Raw genomic sequence first — 20825 nt, 5'->3', positions numbered from 1 at the left:
CCGCTCCGTGCCGTGACAGGCGCCCGGAGTGTGGGCGGTCCGGTGGGACAACGTCACCTGGGCGCGCGTTCTCCGGCGGACGGGAGCCCCGGGGCCGTCCGCCGTCCGGGCCCGTCCGGGGCCCGTCCGGGGCCCGTCAGCGGGCCGGGACGGTGCGGTGCAGCAGGGTGCGGCAGTCGGGGGTGACCAGGTAGGTGTCGTAGCGGTCGGGGCCGAGCGGGAAGACCAGCGCCGTCACCCGCTCCGGTCCGTACCGGCCGGCGGTCCGGGCGAGCGGCTGCCCGGCGGGAAGGCCGGGGCAGGAGGGCTGCGCGGTGGCCCCGGTGGCGGTCTCGGCGCCGGTACCGCTCCCGGAGGCCTCGGGGCTCCCGCCGCCGGGGGAGGAGGGGAGCAGGCCGCCGTCGCCGGCGCCCGGGACCTCGGGGGGGCCGGCTGGAGGGCGAGCCCTTCCCGCCGGCGATCGCGGGGGCCCCGGTGCCGACCAGCTGCCGCACCTGTGCGGCCAGCCCCTCGTCGGTGAACAGCGGACCGGAGCCGTCGGGCCCGATCGCCGCGGTGTCCGCCTTCGCGGCGCCGGAGGAGGCGGTCACGGCGCCGCCGTCCGTCGGCAGGCTCTGGAGCAGCGCGCCGGCCAGGCCGGTCCCGAGCACCGCCAGGACGGCGCCGACCAGCACCCGGCGGGGCACCCGCGGGCGCCGCGGCGACCGGGACCGCTGCCGGGTGCGGGCCCGGGCGTCCGACCGGCCGGACGGGAGCACCACCGGGGCGGCCGCCTCGGCGGCCAGCGCGGCGTCGAGCCGCCCGGCCACCTCGGGGGGCAGCTCCTCGGCGGGCAGCGAGCCCAGCAGCTCGCTCACCTCGTCCAGGGCGGCGAGGGTGTCGGTGCACTCCGGGCAGCCGGCCAGGTGGGCCCGGAGCTCCGCGGCCGGGGCGGGGTCGGTGAGGCCCTCGGCCAGGTCGGCCAGCAGGTCGACGTCGGGGTGGTCGGTGCCGGACCAGGGCTCGGTGGGGGAGGAGTGGTTCATCGCGGGGTCACGTCTCCTCTCATGGCCTGGCCGGGGCCCGGCTGCTCTGGGACGGGCGGGGCGGCGTTCCGGTTCCCGGCCGCTGTTTCACGTGAAACAGCGGCGCCGGGGGCGGGCTCGGTTTCACGTGAAACCGAGCGCAGGTGCCGCACCAGCGGCAGCAGCCTGGCCCGGCCGCGGGCGCAGCGGCTCTTCACCGTGCCGACCGGGACACCCAGCACCTCGGCCGCCTCGGCCACCCCGTAGCCCTGCATGTCGACCAGCACCAGCGCGGCCCGCTGGTCCGGCGGCAGGGCGGCCAGCGCGGCGGTCACCTCCCGCCGGAGCTCGGCCCGGACCACCACCGCCTCGGTGGCCTCGGCGCTGCCCAGCAAGCGGTCCAGGCGGTGCTCCTCCTGGTCCAGCGGGGTGGCCGGGCGGCTGGCGGAGCGGCGGGCCCGGTCCAGGCAGGCATTGACCACGATCCGGTGCAGCCAGGTGGTGACGGCCGAGCGGCCCTCGAAGGTGTGGGCGGCCCGGAAGGCCGACACCAGGGCGTCCTGGAGGGCGTCGGCGGCCTCCTCGCGGTCGCCCAGGGTGCGCAGCGCGACCGCCCAGAGGCGGTCCCGGTGGCGGCGGACCAGCACGCCGAAGGCGTCCGGGTCGCCGGCCGCGTGCCGTGCCAGCAGGGTGGCGTCGGGGAGCTCCTCCTCCGTCACCGCCACCCCCTCTCCGTCCGTCAGCCGGTGACCTTCACCTCGGCGATCCGGCCGCGGTACCGGCCGTCCGTCCCATCCTTGGGGATGCTGGTGAGCCAGAGCAAGAGGTAACGGGTGGTCAGCGGCTGGCCGGGCTTGAGCTCCACCTGGGGGCCCTGCTGGGTGGCCACCGGGCTGCCGAAGGAGGACAGGCCGTTCCTGTCCACGCGCGGTGCGGAGGCGGTGCCCTTGGGCTGCGCGTAGAGCTCCATCTTGCTGCTGCCGCCGGCGAACTGGACCTCGACGGAGCTCACCTGCTGCTCGCTGCCGAGGTCGACCAGCAGGCCGGTGCCGGCCTTGTAGGCCCCGCCCAGGTCGTCCTCGTAGCCCGAGGTGGACCAGTTGGTGGCCGGGTCGCCGTCGAAGGACCTGGGTACCTCACTGGTGTGCTCCGGGCCGGTGCCGAGCGGGTTGAAGTCGGAGACGCCGGCGATGGTGAGGGGCTTGCCGGGCGGGGCGGCCGGGTTGCCGGTCGCGGTCGGGCCGGTGGTCGTGCCCTTGTCGTGCACCTCGGTCCCGGACCGGTCGTTGTAGTAGCTGACGAGCTGCCAGGAGGCCACCCCGATGACGGCCAGCGCGACCACCGAGGCGGTCAGCCGGACCAGCCGCCGCAGGCGCGGGCGGCGGGGGCGGGGCTGCGGGGCATCGTGCGGCAGCGGGTGCGGGTGCGGGGCGGTGTGCGCCGGGGAGTTCTGGGGGGCGTGCTGCTGGGCCCGGCCGTGCGGTTGCTGGGGCCGGTGCGGGCGGGGCGGCAGCGGCGGTGGGGCGAACGACGGTGCGGGCTGCTCGGGCTGACGGACCTTCGGCATCAGCGCGATCGCCTTGGCCAGCTCCTCCGGCGTGGTGATCGGGTCCAGGTGGTGCGGCGGGTGCTCGCACAGCGCCCGGGCGGCCAGCTCGGAGAGGCCCTTGTGGACGCCCGCCTTGACCTGCTCCGGCGGGGCGCAGTCCAGCCCCTTCGGCACGCCCTGGAGGTCGTAGCGGTCCTCGGGGTAGGGCCAACGGTGCGTCAGGGCGGCGAACAGCAGCGCCCCGATCGCCCGGGTGTCGGTCCGGGAGGCGTCCTCGTCCGGGAGCCCGCGCAGCGCGGCGTCCACCGCGATGCCGTTGATCCGGTACTGGCCGCTGTCGGTGCGCAGCACGCACCTCGGGGTGAGCCGCAGGTGCGCCTGGCCGCGGCGGTGCGCGGCCGCGATGGCGTCGGTGACCTGACGGACCATCTGGTAGGCCTCGTAGGGCTCCATCGGGCCCTCGGCGAGCAGCTGGGCCAGGTCGGAGGCGCCGGGCAGCCACTCCCGGACGACGTAGACGTGGTCGCCGTCCTGGACCGCGTCGAGCACCTGGACGAAGCGCGGATCGCCGAGCAGGGCGGCCGACTTGGCGGCGGCCAGCACCCCGCGGGCGCGCTGGTGGCCGGCCGAGAGCAGGTGCACGCCGACCGGGCGGCGGAGCTTCTCGTCCACCGCGCGCCAGCTGCTGAAGTGCTCGGACTGGGTGATGCACTCCTCCAGCCGGTACCGGTCGGCGATCCGGTCGCCGCTGTGCCGCACCGGGGCGGGGCGGAGCAGCGGCAGTTCGCCGGTGGGCTGGTCGATGGTGGCGGCCAGCTCCTCCGAGGTGGCCGCAGGCGGATCGGTGGCCCGCACCGCTCCCCGGGCGGCCTCGGCGGCCGCCTGTGCGGGGTGCGGGGCCGCGCCCCGGGACGCGCCCGCCGTGGCGTCGTCGGCGTCCCCGTCCGGGGCGGCGTCCCCGTCGGGCAGGCCGGTGCGCTCCGACAGCGGTGGCCGGTCGGCGAGTTCGGCGGCGAGTTCGGCGGTGGAGAGCGGTGCGGTGGCCTCGGCCGCCCGCTCCGTCGTGCCGTCGGCGCGCAGGTCGGAGACGCCCCCGAGAGCGGTGGCCACCGCCGTGTCGTCAGCCGTGGACGTGTCGACTACCGCCTTGGTGCCATCAGCCACCGTTGTCCTGCCTCCCCTTGCGTCGCCCCGGGCTCCGGAAAGTCGGCCGTCGTCCCGGCCCCGGAGGGCGGCGGCGTGCCAGGACAATTGTGCCCACTCTTCCTCCCCTGCTACGACCGCTGGGCGAACCGACCGGTTGCGTTCCGGCCGTGTCGGGCCGGAGTTCACCGCTCGGTGGGTTGCGCCGTCGCCGGGAGGACCCCGGCCCGGCTGACGGTGGGTCAGCGTCCCAGCCTGCTGCGCACCATACCGATCATCGCGTTGAGCTCCTCGATCCGCATCCGACGGGCGATCAGGCCGAAGACGGCCAGTTGCAGCCCGCCGGCCACCACCAGGGTGACCACCGAGCCCGGCCAGTCGCCGAGCGCGCCGGTGAGCGCGTCGTTCAGCAGCAGTCCGGTGCCGGCGCCGACAGCGGCCGCGGGCACCGAGGCGATCGCCAGCCGGACGTAGGTCTTGGCGATCCGTCCGGTGTCCAGCCCGCCGATCCGGGCCTTCAGCTTGGGCACCGCCACTGCCACGCCGACGGCGTAGGCCAGCCCGTAGCCGAGGGCCATCCCGGTGACCGCCCACTGCGAGGGCAGGAGGTACCAGCAGAGCACCGCGAAGGCGGCCTGGCAGCCCGCCACCCAGACGGTGTTGGCGAACGGCGTGCGGGTGTCCTCGTAGGCGTAGAAGCCGCGCAGCAGCACGTACTGGACCGAGTAGGGGATCAGCCCCAGGGCGAAGGCGGAGAGCATGTAGCCGATCGCGGTGGTGCCGTGGGCGACCGCGCCGCCGTTGCCGAAGCCGTAGATCGCGCTGCCGATCACCGGGCCGAGGGCGAGGAAGAGGAAGGCGGCCGGCACGATCGCCACCGCGGAGGTGCGCAGCCCGTAGGAGAGGTCGTCGCGGACCGCCCCGGCGTCGCCGTCGGCGGCCGAACGGGAGAGCCGGGGGAGCACCGCGCTCATCACCGAGACGGTGATCACGGCCATCGGCAGCTGCCAGATCAGCAGCGCGTTGGAGTACGCGGCCAGGCCGACGCCCAGGTGTCCGGTGGCCTCGGCGGCCGAGCCGGCGGCGGTGGCCAACTGGGTGATCACCAGGTACCCGGCCTGGTTGGCCAGGACGAACAGGAAGGTCCACTTGGCCAGCCGGGCGGCCTTGCCCAGGCCGTGGCCGCGCCAGTCGAAGCGCGGCCGGAAGCGGAACTCGGCGGCCCGCAGGTAGGGCACCATCGCCAGGGCCTGGACGGCCAGGCCGAGCAGGGTGCCGATGCCGAGCAGCCGGATGCCCTCGGGAGCGATGGTCCCCGGGGTCACCTCGCTGTGCTGGAAGGTGCCGTAGACCCAGATGTACATCCCGAAGGTGGCGATCACCACGACGTTGTTGAGGACCGGGGTCCACATCATCGCGCCGAACCGGCCCCGGGCGTTGAGGATCTGACCCATCACCACGTGGATGCCCATGAAGAAGATGGTGGGCAGGCAGTACCGGGCCAGTGCCACGGTGGTGTCCGCGCTGGCCGGGTCCTTCATCAGCGAGTGCGAGATCAGCTGCACCAGCAGCGGGGCGCCGAGCACGGCCAGGAAGGTCACCCCGGCCAGGCCGACCATCACCACGGTGAGCAGCCGGTTGGCGTAGGCGGTGCCGCCGTCCTCGTCGTTCTTCATCGCCCGGACCAGCTGCGGGACGAAGACCGCGTTGAGCGCGCCGCCGCCGATCAGGATGTAGAGCAGGGTCGGCAGGGTGTTGGCCGCGTTGTACGAGTCGCCCATGGTGCCGACGCCGATCGCGGCGGCGATCACCATGGTGCGCAGGAAGCCGGTGCCCCGGGAGACCAGGGTGCCGGCCGCCATCAGGGCACTGGAGTTGACCAGGCTGGCCACCTTGCCGCCGGCCGCCGGCCTGGCGGGGGCGGCCGCGGCGGGCTGCTCGGCCGCGACCGGAGGGGTGAGGGGGGGTGGCCGGCGGGCCGATGGCCTCCGCCTCGGAGAGCGGCGGGTCGAACTCGATCGGCGGGACGTAGGGCTCCTCGCCGTCCGGGCCGCTGCCGCCCTCCTTGCCGGGCGCGGCGGCCGTCGTGGTCGCGGGGGTGCCCGCCGTCGTCGCTCCGGCGGTGCCGCCGCCGGCGGCCGCGAGCAGGCCGTCCACGCCGACGTACTCGGCGGTCGGGTCGGCCAGGTCGGCGGCGGGGGCGGCCGGGGCAGACGGGGCGGCGGGGTCCGTGAGCGGTTCGGCGGCCAGTGAGGCCCAGCGCGGCGCGGGGGCGGTCAGGCCGGTCTCGGCCGGCCGCTGCCCGGACGGCTGGAGCAGCCGGAGGGTCTGCGGGTCGTCCGCGGCGGCGAGGGGGTGCAGGGGGTGGGCCGGGAGCGGCGGGTCGGCGTCGGCGGACGGTCCGGTGGCGGCGGCCTCGGTCCCGGCGGCCTCGGTCCCGGCGGGCGCGGTCCCGGCGGGTTCCTCGGGGGCCGGGTGCTGCGGCGGGACGGCGGCCGCCGGGGTGCGGGTCCCGTACGGGTCCGGACCGGGCTCGGTCGGGTACGGGTCCACCGCGTAGGGGTCCTGGGCGTAGGTGTCGGTCAGGTACCAGTCGGCGGGCTGCGCCGCCGGGCCGTCCTGCCCCGCGGCGCGTCCCTGCTCACGGCCCTGTGCTCGGTCCTCGCGCGGCCCGCTCATGCCACCTCATCGCTGGTCGGGTACGTCCGCCCGGGCGGGGCGGCTCAGTGACCCACCTTCTCATCACCGGAGGCGTGTTCCCCGGCACCTGCGCCGCTCTCCTGCGACGTGCCTCCGGCCGCCGGTCCCGTCCCGGCGGCCGCGTCGGAGGCGGTCCCGCCGGGCCCGCTGCCCGCGGTGTCCCCGGCCTCCGCGCCGTCTGCGCCGTCTGCGCCGTCCGTACCGTCCGTGCCGGACGGCGCGATGGTCTCGTCGAGGAGGGCCTCGGGGTCCTCGTGCGGCTCGTCGGCCCGCTTGCGCCGCTGCAGGGTGAAGCGGACGGCGGCCAGCAGCATCAGGATCACGCCGCCGCCGATGACGTACAGCACGCCGGAGGTGACCGAGGTGACCTCCACGGTGAAGGACATCGGCTCGCCGTACGGGTAGCCGTTGGTGGTCTCCAGCTGGGCGGTCATCGGGACCGGCCCGTTGCTCTTGGCCCTGGCGTTGAAGCGGAGCGTGCGGCTGGTGACCGCCTCCACCACCACGGGGTCGGCGCCGCCGACGTGGACGCGGTTCGGCTGGCTGGAGGAGAGCCTGATCCGCAGGTTGCCGACCGCCTGGTTGAGGTCGTTCTTCATGCTCACCAGGACGATCCCGTTGTCACCTGCGAGGGTGACCGTGCTCTTGGGGGTGAGCTTGACCGCGCCGATCAGGCCGTCCAGGTAGTTCTGCACCCCGGCGCGGTAGGTGGAGCCGGCCGGGCCCTGGTCGCGCCACTGGGTGGACATCGAGCGGACCATCGCGGCGTTGAACGGCCCGCGCACCCGCTGCGGCTGGGTGAGGATGAAGAGCAGCTGGTCCAGCTTGCCCTGGATGCCCATCACCTGGGCCAGGGTCTCCCGGGTCAGCTCGCCGGCCCGCAGCTGCTGCGGGTAGTCGCCCGGGGTCGGGACCGCGCCGTTGGCGTTGCGGTCGGCCGGGGTGGTGGCCACCGTGTCCAGCTTCACCAGCTTGGTCCAGCCGCCCTGCTGGGCGGCGGCCACCGCCTTGGCCAGGGTCTCGGCCGCGGCGCCGCCGAGGTTGCGCGGGGGCAGCACCAGCAGCGTGCGGGGGTCCGGCCTCTGGTGGTTGACCGTTACGGTCTCGGCGAGGAAGCGCTGGATCGCCGCGGACTGCGCCGCGGGGGTGCTCAGGTCCTGCTGGAACAGGTTGGAGATGGTGGGGTCGGCGACCACGGCGGTCTGCCCGTCGCCGATCGGCCGGGCCGCGTTCGGGGTGTAGTCCAGCCCGCTGTCGGAGAGCGCGGTGCCGCTGGTCAGCAGGACGTCGCCGCCCGTGGTGCGGGCCACCGCCGCGATCTGCTGGTCCAGCTGGCCCTGGTAGGGCCAGGCCACGTTGGAGCTGACGTCCACCGAGAGCCGGCCCTCGGTGGTGACCTCACCGGCGGTGTGCGCCTTGCGCAGCGCGGTGTCCATGCCGGGCAGGTCGGCGCCCTCGTGGGCGATCGAGGCCAGGTCCGGGTCGGCGTACGGCAGCGAGACCACCTGGCTGCCGGCCGTGGCCACCGCCGCGCGCAGCAGCTTGAGCCACTCGGTGGCGGCGTCCCGGCCGCTGCCGGCGACGGTGTTGTCCTCCTTCGCCGACTCGCCCGCGGTGCCGGGCTTCTGCACCCGGTAGCCCCGGGTCATCGCCAGCACGGTGTCCAGCAGGTCGGGGTCGACCACCCAGGTCAGACCGGGGAGCTCCTTGCCGGTCTGCACCAGCTGGTGGAGCCGGCCGCCGGGGGCCAGCTCGGTGGCCAGCGAGTCGTCGCGCAGCACCGCGGTCTGGTCGTTCTCGGTGCCGAGGGTCTGGGCGACCAGTTCCGGGGCGTGGGTGATCGGCCAGACCACCGCGAGCTGGGTCGGCTGCGGCATCGGTTCGGAGTTGAAGGGGAGGAAGGTGCGGGCGATCCCCAGCGTGTGCGGGTCGTCGTCGTCCGGGGTCCGGCCGGAGGCGTCCACCGCCAGCTCCAGCACGCCGCCCTTGGTCGGCTTGAGCTCGCCGACGGGCAGCGTGACGGTGAAGGAGTGGCTCTCACCCGGTGCCAGGTTCCCCAGGACCTCCCGCCCGGTGGTGATGGGGGTGCCGTCCGCGTTCAACGGATCGGTGCGGCGGACGATCGAGTCGATGGTGCTGCGGTTGGTCACCGGCTTCGGGGTGCGCAGGCCCGCCGAGACCTCCCTGATCGGCGAGGGCCCCGCGTTGGTCACCTTTCCGGTGACCGTGACCGGAGTCTGCTGGGTGGCCACGTGGGGGCTCACCGAGTCGATCGTGACCACCGCCGGGTACTCCGCGGAGGCGGTCGGGGACAGCGCGGGCGGGCCACCGGCGGCCATGACGGGCCGGGCCGAGGCGGGCTGCGTGCCGCAGGCCAGCAGCGCGGCGGCGGTCAGCAGCCCCGACAGCGGCCGGACCCATCGGCGTCGCCGTGCCCCGCCCGCCGTGCCCTGCCCCTGGTGCCGCACCGGCTCACCCACGCGTGTCGACCTCGCCGTTCTGGATCGGAGGGCTCTGGATCGGATGACTCGATGGAACTCGATGGAACCGATCCAGACCTCGAAGGGGATCTGGAAGGGGATACCGCAGCGGCAGCCGAGGCCCGGGCCGGGATCTCACCACCGGCATGGTAACGAGGCCGGTGGCGCGCTGGTGTTGCGGGCCGGGAGCTCACGGGGCGTGACCGAACCGTCGGGCTCCGGGCCGACCGCCCGGCAGCTCCGTCCGACGGGTCGTCAGCCGCCTTCACGGGGTGGGAAGGTGGCTGTGCGGGCGGGTCCGCGGCGGGTCCGTGGCGGGTGCGCAGCGGGTCTGCGGTGCGCGTCCGGTGGCGCGGTGGACGGCCGGAGCCCGGCGCACCCCGGGTGAACCGGACGAAACCGGGCGGCGGACAGCCGGGGCGGGCACGTACCCTTGTGAGCCGTGTCCACTGCCAATGATCCCGGCGCCGAGCCCGACCGCGCCCCGCTGTCCCGTACCGAAGCCGTCCGCGCCGCCGCTCCCGGCCTGACCGAGGCCCAGGCCCGCGGCCTGCAAGAGCTGCTCCGGGTCTCCCCGGTCGCCGACGAGATCGCCGGACGGTTCCGGGCGGCCGGGCACCGGCTGGCCCTGGTCGGCGGCTCGGTCCGGGACGCGCTGCTCGGCCGGCTCGGCAACGACCTCGACTTCACCACCGACGCCCGCCCCGAGCAGGTGCTGAAGCTGGTCAAGGGCTGGGCGGACGCGGTCTGGGACGTCGGCATCGCCTTCGGCACCGTCGGCGCCCGCAAGGACACGGCGGACGGGTCGTTCCTGATCGAGATCACCACCTACCGCAGCGAGTCCTACGACCGCACCTCGCGCAAGCCCGAGGTCAGCTACGGGGACAGCATCGAGGAGGACCTCGTCCGACGGGACTTCACCGTCAACGCGATGGCCGTCGACCTGCCCGGCCGCGGGTTCGTCGACCCGCACCACGGCCTGGACGACCTGGAGGCCCGGGTGCTGCGCACCCCCGCCACCCCCGAGGAGTCCTTCTCCGACGACCCGCTGCGGATGATGCGGGCCGCCCGGTTCGCCGCCCAGCTGGACTTCACCCCGGCGCCCGAGGTGGTCGCCGCGATGACCGCGATGGCCGAGCGGATCACCATCGTCTCCGCAGAGCGGGTCCAGGCCGAGCTCAACAAGCTGCTGCTCGCCGACCACCCGGTGAAGGGCCTGCGGCTGCTGGTCGACACCGGGCTGGCCGCGCACGTGCTGCCCGAGCTGCCCGCCCTCCAGCTGGAGAGCGACGAGCACCACCGGCACAAGGACGTCTACGAGCACTCGCTGACGGTGCTGGAGCAGGCCGTCGCCCTGGAGCAGGACGGTCCCGACCTGGTGCTGCGGCTCGCCGCGCTGCTCCACGACATCGGCAAGCCGCGCACCCGCCGCTTCGAGTCCGACGGGCGGGTCTCCTTCCACCACCACGAGGTGGTCGGCGCCAAGATGACCCGCAAGCGGATGCGGGAGCTCAAGTACTCCAAGGAGATGACCGAGGACGTCTCCCGGCTGGTCGAGCTCCACCTGCGCTTCCACGGGTACGGCGGCGGGGAGTGGACCGACTCCGCGGTGCGGCGCTACGTCACCGACGCCGGCCCGCTGCTGGAGCGCCTGCACAAGCTGACCCGCTCCGACTGCACCACCCGCAACCGCAAGAAGGCCGCCGCCCTCTCCCGGACGTACGACTCCCTGGAGGAGCGGATCGTCGTCCTGCGGGAGCAGGAGGAACTGGACGCCGTCCGGCCCGCCCTGGACGGCAACCAGATCATGCAGCTCCTCGACCTCAAGCCCGGCCCGCAGGTCGGCCGCGCCTACAAGCACATGCTCGAACTCCGGCTGGAGAACGGCCCGATGGAGCACGACGAGGCGGTGGCCGCCCTCAAGCAGTGGTGGGCGGAGCAGGACTGACGTCCTTTCAGGAGGTCTGTGGGGGGTGTCCGGCGCGGACGCCCCCCACAGTCGTTCACCGGTGCTCGCTCCAAGATCGCCTGAACACTTGTCGCTTTAGTGGATCCGCTCGATGGTGTGCTCCAACTCGTCGGCCCTGGTGGCGGGTTGGGCGGGCGTGGTGCCCTGTCCTCGGGAGCGGGACGGACCCGGCTCCTGGAGAGGAGCACGGCCATGGCTGTGGACGCGGTGCTGTTGGAGTCCCCGACGATGCGGGCGGTGGTCGCGGAGCGGGTGGAGATGCTGGACCGGGTGAAGGCGCTGGCGCTGCTGCCGGACGGGGTGCACGTGACCACCGAGGGGGTGGCGCGGTACTTCGGAGTGGGTGAGACGGTGATCAAGGCGATTGTCCATGACCATCGGGAGGAGCTGGAGGGCAACGGGTACCGGGCGATCGTGGGTGACGAACTGAGTTGCTTCAAGCAACTCTGTGGGATCCAGTCCCGCGCCAGGTCGCTCGCGCTGTTCAGCCGGCGGGCGGTGCTGAACGTGGCGATGCTGCTGCGGGACAGCGAAACCGCACGTCAGGTGCGGTGCCACCTGCTGGACGCAGAGCAGGAGTGGCGCCGCCGGCCTGTGGATAACCCTGTGCAGCGGCCTGTGGACAACCGGTCGCCCTACCCCGAGGGGTCGGTGGACGCGGCGGTGGCGCGGGTGGCGGGGGAGGTGGTGCGGGACGTGATCGGGACGGCGGTGGTGCCGGTGTTGAACGCGCTGGTGCTGGAGGTCGGCCGGAACAGCCGGAAGCTGGACGAGCTCGGCGGCCGGGTGGAGCGGCTGGAGCGGGTGGTGCTGGGGGCGGCACCGGGCCGGGGTGGGGTGAGGCGGCGTCAGCGGGTGCGGGCGGAGCGGCTGTAGAGGGCGGCGGTGGCGGCGTAGAGGAGGGCGGTGCCGAGCATCAGGGCGGGGGAGCGGCCGTCGAGGGGGAGGAGGGCGGCGGTGACGGCGGCGGCGGCGACGAAGGCGAGGTTGAAGAGGACGTCGTAGAGGGCGAAGACCCGGCCGCGGTAGGCGTCCTCGACGGACTCCTGGACCACGGTGTCGGCGCAGATCTTGACGGACTGGGTGACCAAGCCGAGCAGCAGGGCCGCGATCAGGCAGGGGACCAGGGCGTAGGTGAGGCCGAGGGCGGGGACGAAGACCGCGGCGGCGCCGGTGCAGCCGGTGAGCCAGCCGGCGATGCCGAAGCGGCGGGTGCACCAGGGGCTGATCAGCGCGGCGAGGAAGAAGCCGACCGCCGAGACGGCCACCGCCTGGCCGAGGGTGGCCATGCCGCCGGGGATGTCCTCGGGGGAGTTGAAGGTGTAGCGGGCGAGCATCAGCACCGTGACGACCAGGATCCCGTAGCAGAACCGGGCGGCGGTGACGGCGGCCAGTGCGTGGGTGGCGGGGCGGCAGTCCCGCACCAGGTGCCGTACGCCGTCGGCGAGTTCGCGGGTGGCCAGGGCCAGGGCGAGGTGCAGCGGGGGACGGTCGGGGTGGTGGTCGGGGCCGAGCAGGTCGGGGCTCATCCGCAGGGCGGAGAGGCCGGCGCAGAGGTAGAGCACGGCGGCCGTGGTGACCAGCAGGGCGTCGGCGCCCGCGCCAGCCGGGACGACCAGGTGGACCAGGAAGCCGAGGCCGCCGCCGCAGGTCGCGGCGACGGTGCCGAGGGTGGGGGAGAGGGCGTTGGCGGTGACCAGCTGCTCGGGGCGGACCACCCGGGGGAGCGAGGCGGAGAGCCCGGCCAGGATGAAGCGGTTGAGCGCGGTGACCAGCAGGGCGGCGAGCAGGAAGAGCCACTCGGGCGCCCGGGCCAGCAGCAGTCCGGCGGTGGCGAGGCCGAGGCCGCAGCGGGCCAGGTTGCCGAGGTAGAGCACCTGGCGTCGGCGCCAGCGGTCCAGCAGCACCCCGGCGAACGGGCCGACCACGGAGAACGGCAGCAGCAGCACCACCAGCAGCGAGGCGATGTCGGCCGGGCTGGACTGCCGCTCCGGGGAGAACACCACGTACGAGGCCAGCGAGACCTGGAAGACCCCGTCGGAGAGTTGGGAGAGCACCCGGGCGGTGAGCAGTCGCCGGAAGTCCGCACCCCGGAGCAGTGCGCTGAGCGATGTGCCGTTCCCCGTCCGATCCACCCGCCAAGGGTGCCACGGGCCCGGGCGGTGTTTCACGTGAAACATCACCCGGACATGCGAACGGGGGCCCTGACGGAAGGTCAGGGCCCCCGTTCAGGGGCTCAGGAGGGGAGCCGTGGTCAGCGCTCGACCTCGCCGCGGATGAACTTCTCCACGTTCTCCTTGGCCTCGTCGTCGAAGTACTGCACCGGCGGCGACTTCATGAAGTACGAGGAGGCGGACAGGATCGGGCCGCCGATGCCCCGGTCCAGGGCGATCTTCGCGGCGCGGACGGCGTCGATGATGACACCGGCCGAGTTCGGCGAGTCCCAGACCTCGAGCTTGTACTCGAGGTTCAGCGGGACGTCGCCGAAGGCGCGACCCTCGAGGCGGACGTACGCCCACTTGCGGTCGTCGAGCCAGGCGACGTAGTCCGACGGGCCGATGTGGACGTTCTTGGCGCCCAGCTCGCGGTCGCGGATCTGCGAGGTGACGGCCTGGGTCTTGGAGATCTTCTTGGACTCCAGGCGCTCGCGCTCGAGCATGTTCTTGAAGTCCATGTTGCCGCCGACGTTCAGCTGCATGGTGCGCTCGAGGATGACACCGCGGTCCTCGAACAGCTTGGCCATCACGCGGTGCGTGATGGTCGCGCCGACCTGGGACTTGATGTCGTCACCGACGATCGGCACGCCGGCCTCGGTGAACTTGTCCGCCCACTCCTTGGTGCCGGCGATGAACACCGGGAGGGCGTTCACGAAGGCGACCTTGGCGTCGATGGCGGCCTGGGCGTAGAACTTGGCGGCCTTCTCCGAGCCGACCGGCAGGTAGCAGACCAGGACGTCGACCTGGGCGTCCTTCAGGGCCTGGACGACGTCGACCGGAGCGGCGTCCGACTCCTCGATGGTCTCCAGGTAGTACTTGCCGAGGCCGTCCAGGGTGTGGCCGCGCTGCACGGTGACGCCGGTCGGCGGCACGTCGCAGATCTTGATGGTGTTGTTCTCGCTGGCGCCGATGGCGTCGGAGAGGTCGAAGCCGACCTTCTTGGCGTCGACGTCGAACGCGGCGACGAACTCCACGTCACGGACGTGGTAGTCGCCGAACTGCACGTGCATCAGCCCGGGGACCTTGCCGGCGGGGTCGGCGTCCTTGTAGTACTCGACACCCTGAACCAGCGACGCGGCACAGTTGCCGACGCCCACGATGGCTACGCGAACCGAACCCATTCCGGTTGCTCCCTACTGATCTCATGAGGACGGCCCGATCGGGCCGCCTCGCTCAACTTCTCTTCTCTGGCGGGCGCGACGCGCCCAGTCCCGCCGCACACGCTCCGGGCGCGGCGGGTTCGGCGCTCCGTCAGGAACGCCCCGGGCGGTCGTGCGGTGGCCCCGGCGGGTCCGAGGACCCGGCCTCCTGGCCACGGCCGTCCGAAGTCTTCTCGTTCGGGCCGGGGCTGCGCCCGGCCCGGTTGGCCCGCTCGGTCTCGATCAGCTCGTTCAGCCAGCGGACCTCGCGCTCTACCGACTCGAGCCCGTGCCGCTGCAGTTCGAGGGTGTAGTCGTCGAACCGTTCGCGGGTGCGGGCGATCGAGCTGCGCATCCGCTCCAGCCGCTCCTCCAGCCGGCTCCGTCGCCCCTCCAGCACGCGCATCCGGACGGCCTTGTCGGTCTGTCCGAAGAACGCGAAGTGCACGCCGAAGTGCTCGTCCTCCCAGGCGTCCGGCCCGGAGTCGGCGAGCAGCTCCTCGAAGCGCTGCTTGCCCTCGGGGGAGAGCCGGTAGGTGATCTTCGAGCGCTTGCCGTTGAGCGCGGTGGCCGGGACGTACTCGGCCTCCGGGTTGTCCTCCACCAGGAAGCCCTGGGCCACCAGGCTCTTCAGGCAGGGGTAGAGCGTGCCGTAGGAGAAGGCGCGGAACGAGCCGAGCAGGACGTTGAGCCGCTTGCGGAGCTCGTAGCCGTGCATCGGGGCGTCGTGCAGCAGGCCGAGGACGGCGAACTCCAGCACTCCCGAGCGCCTGCTCACTGTGTCCCCCGCCTCCTTCCACCCGTGCGCTTATGTCGTGCCGATGTATCGGCTCGATATATCGAGAACAGTAAACCTGGGTCACGGAACGAGCAAGAGCGACTCGGGTGAACGAGGTCACAGGATTTCGCCGGTCCGTGCTGAGCATCCGTCAAGGGCCGTTCGGGGCCAGGTTGGCAACGGGCATGTAATGATCTGGCGGCGTTATGCGCAGCTTGTCATCTGATGCCCGATTAGGTGCGTTTTTCGGATGCGTACTCTGTCGCGTGTGCACGGGCTCTCTGTACGCCTGCGCACGAGGACCGAGGAGTGGCTGGAAGATGAGCGAACGACGCCGAAGGTCGCCGAACCCGGACGGTGGTCAGGGGCCGCAGGGGAACCCGGCCGACGGCGGCCGTCCGTACGCGTACGGGTCCCCGCCCGAGGGCGCGCCGGTCTACGGCGGCGACCGCGCGGGGGCCGGCCCCCGCGCCGCGGGCCCCCGGGCCGGTGCGGCCAGGGCCACCGCCCAGCAGCCCCGTCTGACCAGGGCGGAGATGCGCAGGCAGGCCCAGAAGGGCGGGGCCAAGGGCGGCGCCGAGTCCGGCCCCGGCCGGGGCGCCAAGGGCGGTGGGCCCGGGAAGCCCGGCAAGAAGCGCTTCATCGACTACCCGCGGTTCGGCAAGACCGGCGTGCGGCGCTGGATCCCGTCCTGGAAGCAGCAGCTGACGGTCTTCCTGCTGTTCGTCGGCAGCGGCGTCGCGGTGGTCGGCGCGGCCTACGCGCTCACCCCGGTGCCCGACCTGAACGCGGCCGTGGACCGCCAGAACAACATCTACTACTGGGCCGACGGCTCCGAGATGACCCGCCAGGGCGACACCAACCGCCAGGTGGTCGGGCTCGCCGACATCAGCAAGGACCTGCAGAACGCGGCCATCTCGATCGAGAACGCCAGCTTCTGGAACGACACCGGCATCGACCCCAAGGGCATCGCCCGCGCCGTGTACAACATGGCCACCGGCGGCGAGACCCAGGGCGGTTCGACCATCACCCAGCAGTACGTGAAGAACGCGTACCTGAGCCAGGACCAGACCCTGAGCCGCAAGGCCAAGGAGCTGATCATCACGCTCAAGGTGAACCAGGACAAGGGCAAGGAGGAGATCCTCACCGGATACCTCAACACCAGCTGGTTCGGCCGCGGCGCCACCGGCGCGCAGGCCGCCGCCCAGGCGTACTACGGGGTGGACGCCAAGAACCTGAACCTCTGTCAGAGCGCCATGCTGGCCGGTCTGCTCAAGGGCGCCTCGTACTACGACCCCTCGATCAAGGCCAACCACGACCGCGCGGTCTCCCGGTGGAACGAGGTGCTGGACCGCATGGTGGTCACCGGCGCCATCACCAAGGAGAAGCGGGCGGGCTGCACCGAGTTCCCCGAGCCGCAGCCCAAGAAGATCTCGGCCAGCATGAACGGCCAGGTCAGCTACATGGTCGAGCTGGCCAACAAGTACCTGATGGCCAAGGACAAGAACATCACCGAGGCCGCGCTCGGCCGGGGCGGCTACCAGATCTACACCACCTTCCAGAAGGACAAGGTCGACGCCCTGAAGAAGGCCGTGGACGACTTCCGGACCGAGACCCTGGACGAGAACAAGCGCCCCGACACCGACAGGTTCGTGCAGGTCGGCGCCGCCTCCGTGGTGCCCAACGACGGCGCCATCATCGCGATCTACGGCGGTGACGGGGTCGAGAAGGGCCACCACACCGACAACGCGGACACCTTCGGCGTGCCGGTCGGCTCGACCTTCAAGCCCTTCGTGCTGGCCGCCGCCATGCAGGACGGCGTGCAGACCGAGACCGGCCCCGACGGCAAGCCGAAGCGGATCAACGCCGACAGCCGCTACCTGGCCGACGACAAGTCGGAGATCCGCGGCCTGAACGGCCAGCCGGTGCTGGAGGACGGCAAGCCCTACCGGCAGAAGAACAGCGGCAGCAGCAAGCCCGGCTACGTGACCCTGCGCAAGGCCATGGAGCAGTCCTACAACGTGCCCTTCGTCCAGCTCGGCCAGGACGTCGGCACCAAGAAGGTCGGCGAGCTGGTCGAGCAGATGGGCCTGCGCAAGGAGAGCCTCGCCGACTCCTCCACCACCACCTTCCCGCTCGGCACCTCCACCCCGAGCGCGATCCGGATGGCCTCGGCCTACGGGGTCTTCGCGGCCCGCGGCATGCAGACCGACCCGTACTCGGTGAGCAAGGTGGTGCACCAGGGCGCCGAGCAGAAGCAGTTCACCCGGGCGGCCCCGAAGCAGGTGCTGGAGCAGCCGGTGGCCGACAACGTCACCGACGTGCTGGTGAACGTCGCCAAGAACGGCACCGGCAGCAAGACCAACGCGCTGAACCGGCCGGTGGCCGGCAAGACTGGCACCACCGACGGCGGCAAGTCGGCCTGGTGGGTCGGCTACACGCCGTCCCTGGTCACCTCGGTCGGCATGTGGCGCGAGGAGCCGGGCAAGCCCGGTCTGCTCACCCTGAACGGGACCGCCAAGAAGGACGAGGTCCACGGTGGTGACTTCCCGACCGACATCTTCACCCGCTACATGAAGACGATCCTGAACGGCCAGCCGAAGGAGAGCTTCCCCAAGCCGGAGGAGATCGGCGAGCAGGTGGACTCCTCGGGCGCCCCGTCCACGGCCAGCCCGTCGGCCAGCGCGACCGAGACCGCCCCGGTGGCTCCGCCGACCACGATCGCCCCGACCGTGCCGGACACCACCAACTCCCCGACCGGCCCGGCCACCACGAGGCCGAGCGAGTCGCCGACCGGCACCGACGAGCCCTGCCTGGTCCCGGCGCTCTGCCCCACCGGCGGCCCCTCGTCGAGCGGCAAGCCGAGCGGCAAGCCCACCGGAAGGCCGACCGGCACCGGCGGTCCGAGCTCCAGCGGGAGCCCGTCCGGCGGCGCGAGCGGTCCGGCCGGCGGCAACAACGGGGTCGCCCCGCAGGGCTGACGGAACGTCGGCCCGACCCGCACCACCCGGTGGCGGTCCTCCTCGGAGGGCCGCCACCGGCGCGTTCCGGCCGCGTTCCGCTCGGGCGCGGGGTCTCGGCCGGGCCCCGAGGGGGGCATTCCGGGCGCCCGCCGGCCCGCGGCCGAAACCCGTGGGCGGGGGGCACCTGCTGTGGAGTGGACCAGTGCGGCATCATGTCCGCCATGACGTCGAGCGCACGTGACGAGAACGGCAGCAGCACGGCCACCGTCCCGGACCCGGAGGCCGCCCCGGGGCCGCCGCCGAACACCGTGGTCGTCCCCGCGGACGAGGACCCGGTGGCCGCTGCGGGCAGCGAGCTGTTCGGCGGCCCGCCCGGCCGCCGCGCCCTGCTCGGCGTCAACTGGTGGGTCCCCGCCCGCTTCCTGGCCCTGCTGGTGATCGTCACCTGCGTGCTGGGCATGGCGCAGAAGCTGCCCTGCTACGACGGCGGCTGGTTCCGCGGCGCCACCACCCAGTACACCCACGCCTGTTACAGCGACATCCCGCACCTGTACACCTGGCGCGGCTTCGCGGCCGGGCTGACGCCGTACGTGGACATGCTGCCGCAGCCGAGCGCGGACATGCAGTACCTCGAGTACCCGGTGCTGACCGGCCTGTTCATGCAGGTGGCGGCCTGGCTCACGCCGGGCACCGGGGACACCGAGACCCAGGAGCAGTGGTTCTGGCTGATCAACGCCGGGATGCTGACGGCCTGTGCGGTGGTCACCGTGGTGGCGCTCACCCGGGCGCACCGCCGCCGCCCCTGGGACGCCCTGCTGTTCGCCCTGGCCCCCGCGCTGGCGCTCAACCTCACCATCAACTGGGACCTGCTGGCGGTCGCCTTCTGCGCCGTCTCGATGGCCTTCTGGGCCGGCCGCCGCCCGGCCTGGGCCGGCGCCTTCATCGGCCTGGCCACCGCGGCCAAGCTCTACCCCTTCCTGCTGCTCGGCCCGCTGCTGGTGCTCTGCTGGCGGGCCGGCAGGTGGCGCGCCTTCTGGCAGGCGGTCGGCGGCGCGGCCGGCGCCTGGCTGCTCGTCAACCTCCCGGTGATGGTGGCCAACTTCAAGGGCTGGGCCACCTTCTACACCTTCAGTCAGACCCGCAAGGAGGACTTCGGCTCCTTCTGGCTGATCCTGATGCAGGACCGCGGCGAGCAGCTGGAGACCCTCAACACCTGGATCGCCGGCCTGCTGATCGCCGCCTGCCTGGGCATCTGCTGGCTGGCGCTCTCCGCACCGCGCCGCCCGCGCTTCGCCCAGCTGGCGTTCCTGATCGTGGCCGCGTTCATCCTGACCAACAAGGTCTACTCGCCGCAGTACGTGCTCTGGCTGATCCCGCTCGCCGCGCTGGCCCGCCCGCGCTGGCGGGACTTCCTGATCTGGCAGGCCTGCGAGGTGCTGTACTTCCTCGGCGTCTGGTCCTACCTGGCCTTCACCGGCGACTCCAAGCAGCACGGCATCAACCAGGACTGGTACCACCTGGCGATCGTGCTCCACCTGCTCGGCACGCTCTACCTGTGCTGGATGGTGGTCCGCGACGTCCTGCGCCCCGAGCTCGACCCGGTCCGCTGGGACGGCAGCGACGACCCCTCGGGCGGTGTGCTCGACGAGGCCCCGGACGTCTTCGTGCTCGGCGCCGCCCGCCGCCTGCGCGAGGACCGCAGCTACGCGGACTACGCCCTGCCCGAGCAGACCGACTGGCTGCCCGAGCGCTTCGAGCCCGGCCACACGGTGGGCGGGCCGGACCCGGAGCCGGAGTCGGCGCCGGCTCCGGCAGAGGAGCTCCGCAGCGGCAAGGAGAACTCCTAGGCGTCCACCACCCGGTCGAAGTGGGTGGTGGTGTGACGGGTGTTCAGCTCCAGCTCGTCGCCGATCGCCGGGGGCTTGGCGCCGCCGCCGGGCAGGAAGAGGATGCTCACCTGCATGTGCGGCGGCTCGGCGAACCAGAGCTGGCGCCCGGCCCAGGCGTAGGGCGAGAGCGTCCGGTTGACGGTCGCCAGGCCCGCCCGGGCCAGGCCCTTGGCCCGGGGGAGCATGCCGTGCACGTACTTGGGGGCCTCCAGGCCGACCCCGTGCGCGGTGCCGCCGGAGACCACCAGCAGGTGGCCGTCGGAGGGCGCGCGGTGCTGCCGGTAGCCGTACCGGTCGCCCTTGGCCACCGGGGTGACGTCCATGACGGTGGCCAGGGCGGTGAGCGCGCCGACGTCGCCGAGCCAGAGCCGGGTGCCGATCCGGGAGCGGAACTCGGTGTCCGGGTACCGCCGGGCCAGCCGGGCCAGGTCGGCCGAGCCGAGGTGGCTGAGGAAGAACCGGTCGGTGGGCAGCCCGGCGGCGGCCACCGCCGTCACCCAGTCCGCCACCTCGGCCACCGGGTCGGAGCCGTCGGGCCGGTCCAGCGGCAGGTGCAGGGCGAAGCCCTCCAGCCGCAGGCCGTCCACCGGGAGCCGGGCCAGGTCGGCGGTCGAGACGCCGTGCCGCCGCATCGAGGTCATGCACTCGACCACGGCCCGGCTGCCCGTCGGCAGCGCGCGGGCCGCCTCCAGGTGGGCGACGGTGCGGATGACCTCGGCGGGCAGCGGCTCCTCGCCGGGCCGGTACGGGGTGAGCACCAGCAGCTCGCCGTCGAAGGCGCCGGCCAGGGTCCGGGCCTCGTCGGCGGTGCCGACCGCGAGCAGCCCGGTGCCCAGGCGGTTCGCCTCCTCGGCCAGCCGGAGGTTGCCGAGGCCGTAGCCGTTGCCCTTGGCCACCGGCACCAGTCCGGGGAACTCGGCCAGGACGGACCGCTGGTGGGCCCGCCACCGGGCGGTGTCCAGCTGGAGCGAGAGGGTCATCGGAACGTTCTCCCC

At 73.2% G+C, this 20825-nt stretch carries 13 protein-coding genes; 4 read left to right on the top strand and 9 right to left on the bottom strand.

Going from position 1 to position 20825, the window contains the following annotated elements; translation table 11 throughout:
- Positions 1 to 53: 53 nt before the first annotated feature.
- From ABD946_RS39180 to ABD946_RS39160, 5 genes are all read right to left on the bottom strand, one after another.
- Positions 54 to 1025, bottom strand: coding sequence for a zf-HC2 domain-containing protein (locus ABD946_RS39180; protein ID WP_345290521.1), 972 nt, complete (start codon positions 1023 to 1025; stop codon positions 54 to 56).
- Positions 1022 to 1747 carry an RNA polymerase sigma factor SigM gene (sigM, locus tag ABD946_RS39175; protein WP_380149532.1) on the bottom strand — a complete coding sequence of 242 codons (726 nt, stop codon included), beginning with the start codon at positions 1745 to 1747 and terminating at the stop codon, positions 1022 to 1024. Before sigM ends, ABD946_RS39180 begins: the two co-directional genes overlap by 4 nt.
- A complete protein-coding gene (locus tag ABD946_RS39170) occupies positions 1744 to 3663 on the bottom strand; it encodes a protein kinase family protein (RefSeq protein WP_345290519.1) in 1920 nt (639 codons plus the stop codon). Before ABD946_RS39170 ends, sigM begins: the two co-directional genes overlap by 4 nt.
- Positions 3664 to 3938: 275 nt before the next feature.
- Positions 3939 to 5588 (bottom strand): murein biosynthesis integral membrane protein MurJ, encoded by a 1650-nt coding sequence (murJ, locus tag ABD946_RS39165; protein ID WP_345290518.1) that lies wholly within the window; start codon positions 5586 to 5588, stop codon positions 3939 to 3941.
- Between the two features lie 831 nt (positions 5589 to 6419).
- The gene (locus ABD946_RS39160; RefSeq protein WP_345290517.1) at positions 6420 to 8876 is read right to left on the bottom strand and encodes a DUF6049 family protein; all 2457 of its coding nucleotides are present in this window, start codon (positions 8874 to 8876) and stop codon (positions 6420 to 6422) included.
- Positions 8877 to 9363: 487 nt separating this feature from the next.
- On the opposite strand from ABD946_RS39160, the gene ABD946_RS39155 reads away from it, so the two are divergent.
- A complete protein-coding gene (locus ABD946_RS39155) occupies positions 9364 to 10824 on the top strand; it encodes a CCA tRNA nucleotidyltransferase (RefSeq protein WP_380149533.1) in 1461 nt (486 codons plus the stop codon).
- A gap of 213 nt (positions 10825 to 11037) precedes the next feature.
- On the top strand, positions 11038 to 11721 hold the full coding sequence (locus tag ABD946_RS39150) for a restriction endonuclease (protein ID WP_345290516.1): 684 nt from the start codon (positions 11038 to 11040) through the stop codon (positions 11719 to 11721).
- On the opposite strand, the gene ABD946_RS39145 is transcribed toward ABD946_RS39150, so the two are convergent.
- The 3 genes from ABD946_RS39145 to ABD946_RS39135 all read right to left on the bottom strand — a co-directional run bounded on the left by ABD946_RS39145 (position 11694) and on the right by ABD946_RS39135 (position 14978).
- On the bottom strand, positions 11694 to 12980 hold the full coding sequence (locus tag ABD946_RS39145; protein ID WP_345290515.1) for an MFS transporter: 1287 nt from the start codon (positions 12978 to 12980) through the stop codon (positions 11694 to 11696). The two genes, ABD946_RS39150 and ABD946_RS39145, sit on opposite strands and share 28 nt — an antisense overlap.
- A gap of 119 nt (positions 12981 to 13099) precedes the next feature.
- A complete protein-coding gene (locus tag ABD946_RS39140; protein ID WP_345290514.1) occupies positions 13100 to 14182 on the bottom strand; it encodes an inositol-3-phosphate synthase in 1083 nt (360 codons plus the stop codon).
- A 130-nt stretch (positions 14183 to 14312) separates the two neighbouring features.
- Positions 14313 to 14978: a PadR family transcriptional regulator gene (locus ABD946_RS39135; protein ID WP_345290513.1), complete on the bottom strand. Its 666-nt coding sequence runs from the start codon at positions 14976 to 14978 to the stop codon at positions 14313 to 14315.
- Between the two features lie 320 nt (positions 14979 to 15298).
- On the opposite strand from ABD946_RS39135, the gene ABD946_RS39130 reads away from it, so the two are divergent.
- Positions 15299 to 17959, top strand: a complete 2661-nt coding sequence (locus ABD946_RS39130) for a transglycosylase domain-containing protein (RefSeq protein ID WP_345290512.1) — start codon at positions 15299 to 15301, stop codon at positions 17957 to 17959.
- A 203-nt stretch (positions 17960 to 18162) separates the two neighbouring features.
- Positions 18163 to 19788: a glycosyltransferase family 87 protein gene (locus ABD946_RS39125; RefSeq protein WP_345290511.1), complete on the top strand. Its 1626-nt coding sequence runs from the start codon at positions 18163 to 18165 to the stop codon at positions 19786 to 19788.
- Here ABD946_RS39125 and ABD946_RS39120 read toward each other — a convergent pair.
- Positions 19785 to 20810: an alanine racemase gene (locus tag ABD946_RS39120; RefSeq protein WP_345290510.1), complete on the bottom strand. Its 1026-nt coding sequence runs from the start codon at positions 20808 to 20810 to the stop codon at positions 19785 to 19787. The genes ABD946_RS39125 and ABD946_RS39120 overlap by 4 nt on opposite strands.
- Positions 20811 to 20825: the final 15 nt, after the last annotated feature.

Source organism: Kitasatospora albolonga, assembly GCF_039535905.1.
Lineage (GTDB): Bacteria > Actinomycetota > Actinomycetes > Streptomycetales > Streptomycetaceae > Kitasatospora > Kitasatospora albolonga.
The sequence above is the reverse complement of the archived record's forward strand: the minus strand, read 5'-3'. Positions and strand labels throughout refer to the sequence as shown.

What these genes read in the sequence shown, in the direction of transcription:
- ABD946_RS39180 (WP_345290521.1), bottom strand. Translation starts at nt 1,025, where the DNA reads ATGAACCACTCCTCCCCCACCGAGCCCTGGTCCGGCACCGACCACCCC.
- ABD946_RS39150 (WP_345290516.1), top strand. Translation starts at nt 11,038, where the DNA reads ATGGCTGTGGACGCGGTGCTGTTGGAGTCCCCGACGATGCGGGCGGTG.
- ABD946_RS39140 (WP_345290514.1), bottom strand. Translation starts at nt 14,182, where the DNA reads ATGGGTTCGGTTCGCGTAGCCATCGTGGGCGTCGGCAACTGTGCCGCG.
- ABD946_RS39130 (WP_345290512.1), top strand. Translation starts at nt 15,299, where the DNA reads ATGAGCGAACGACGCCGAAGGTCGCCGAACCCGGACGGTGGTCAGGGG.
- ABD946_RS39125 (WP_345290511.1), top strand. Translation starts at nt 18,163, where the DNA reads ATGACGTCGAGCGCACGTGACGAGAACGGCAGCAGCACGGCCACCGTC.
- ABD946_RS39120 (WP_345290510.1), bottom strand. Translation starts at nt 20,810, where the DNA reads ATGACCCTCTCGCTCCAGCTGGACACCGCCCGGTGGCGGGCCCACCAG.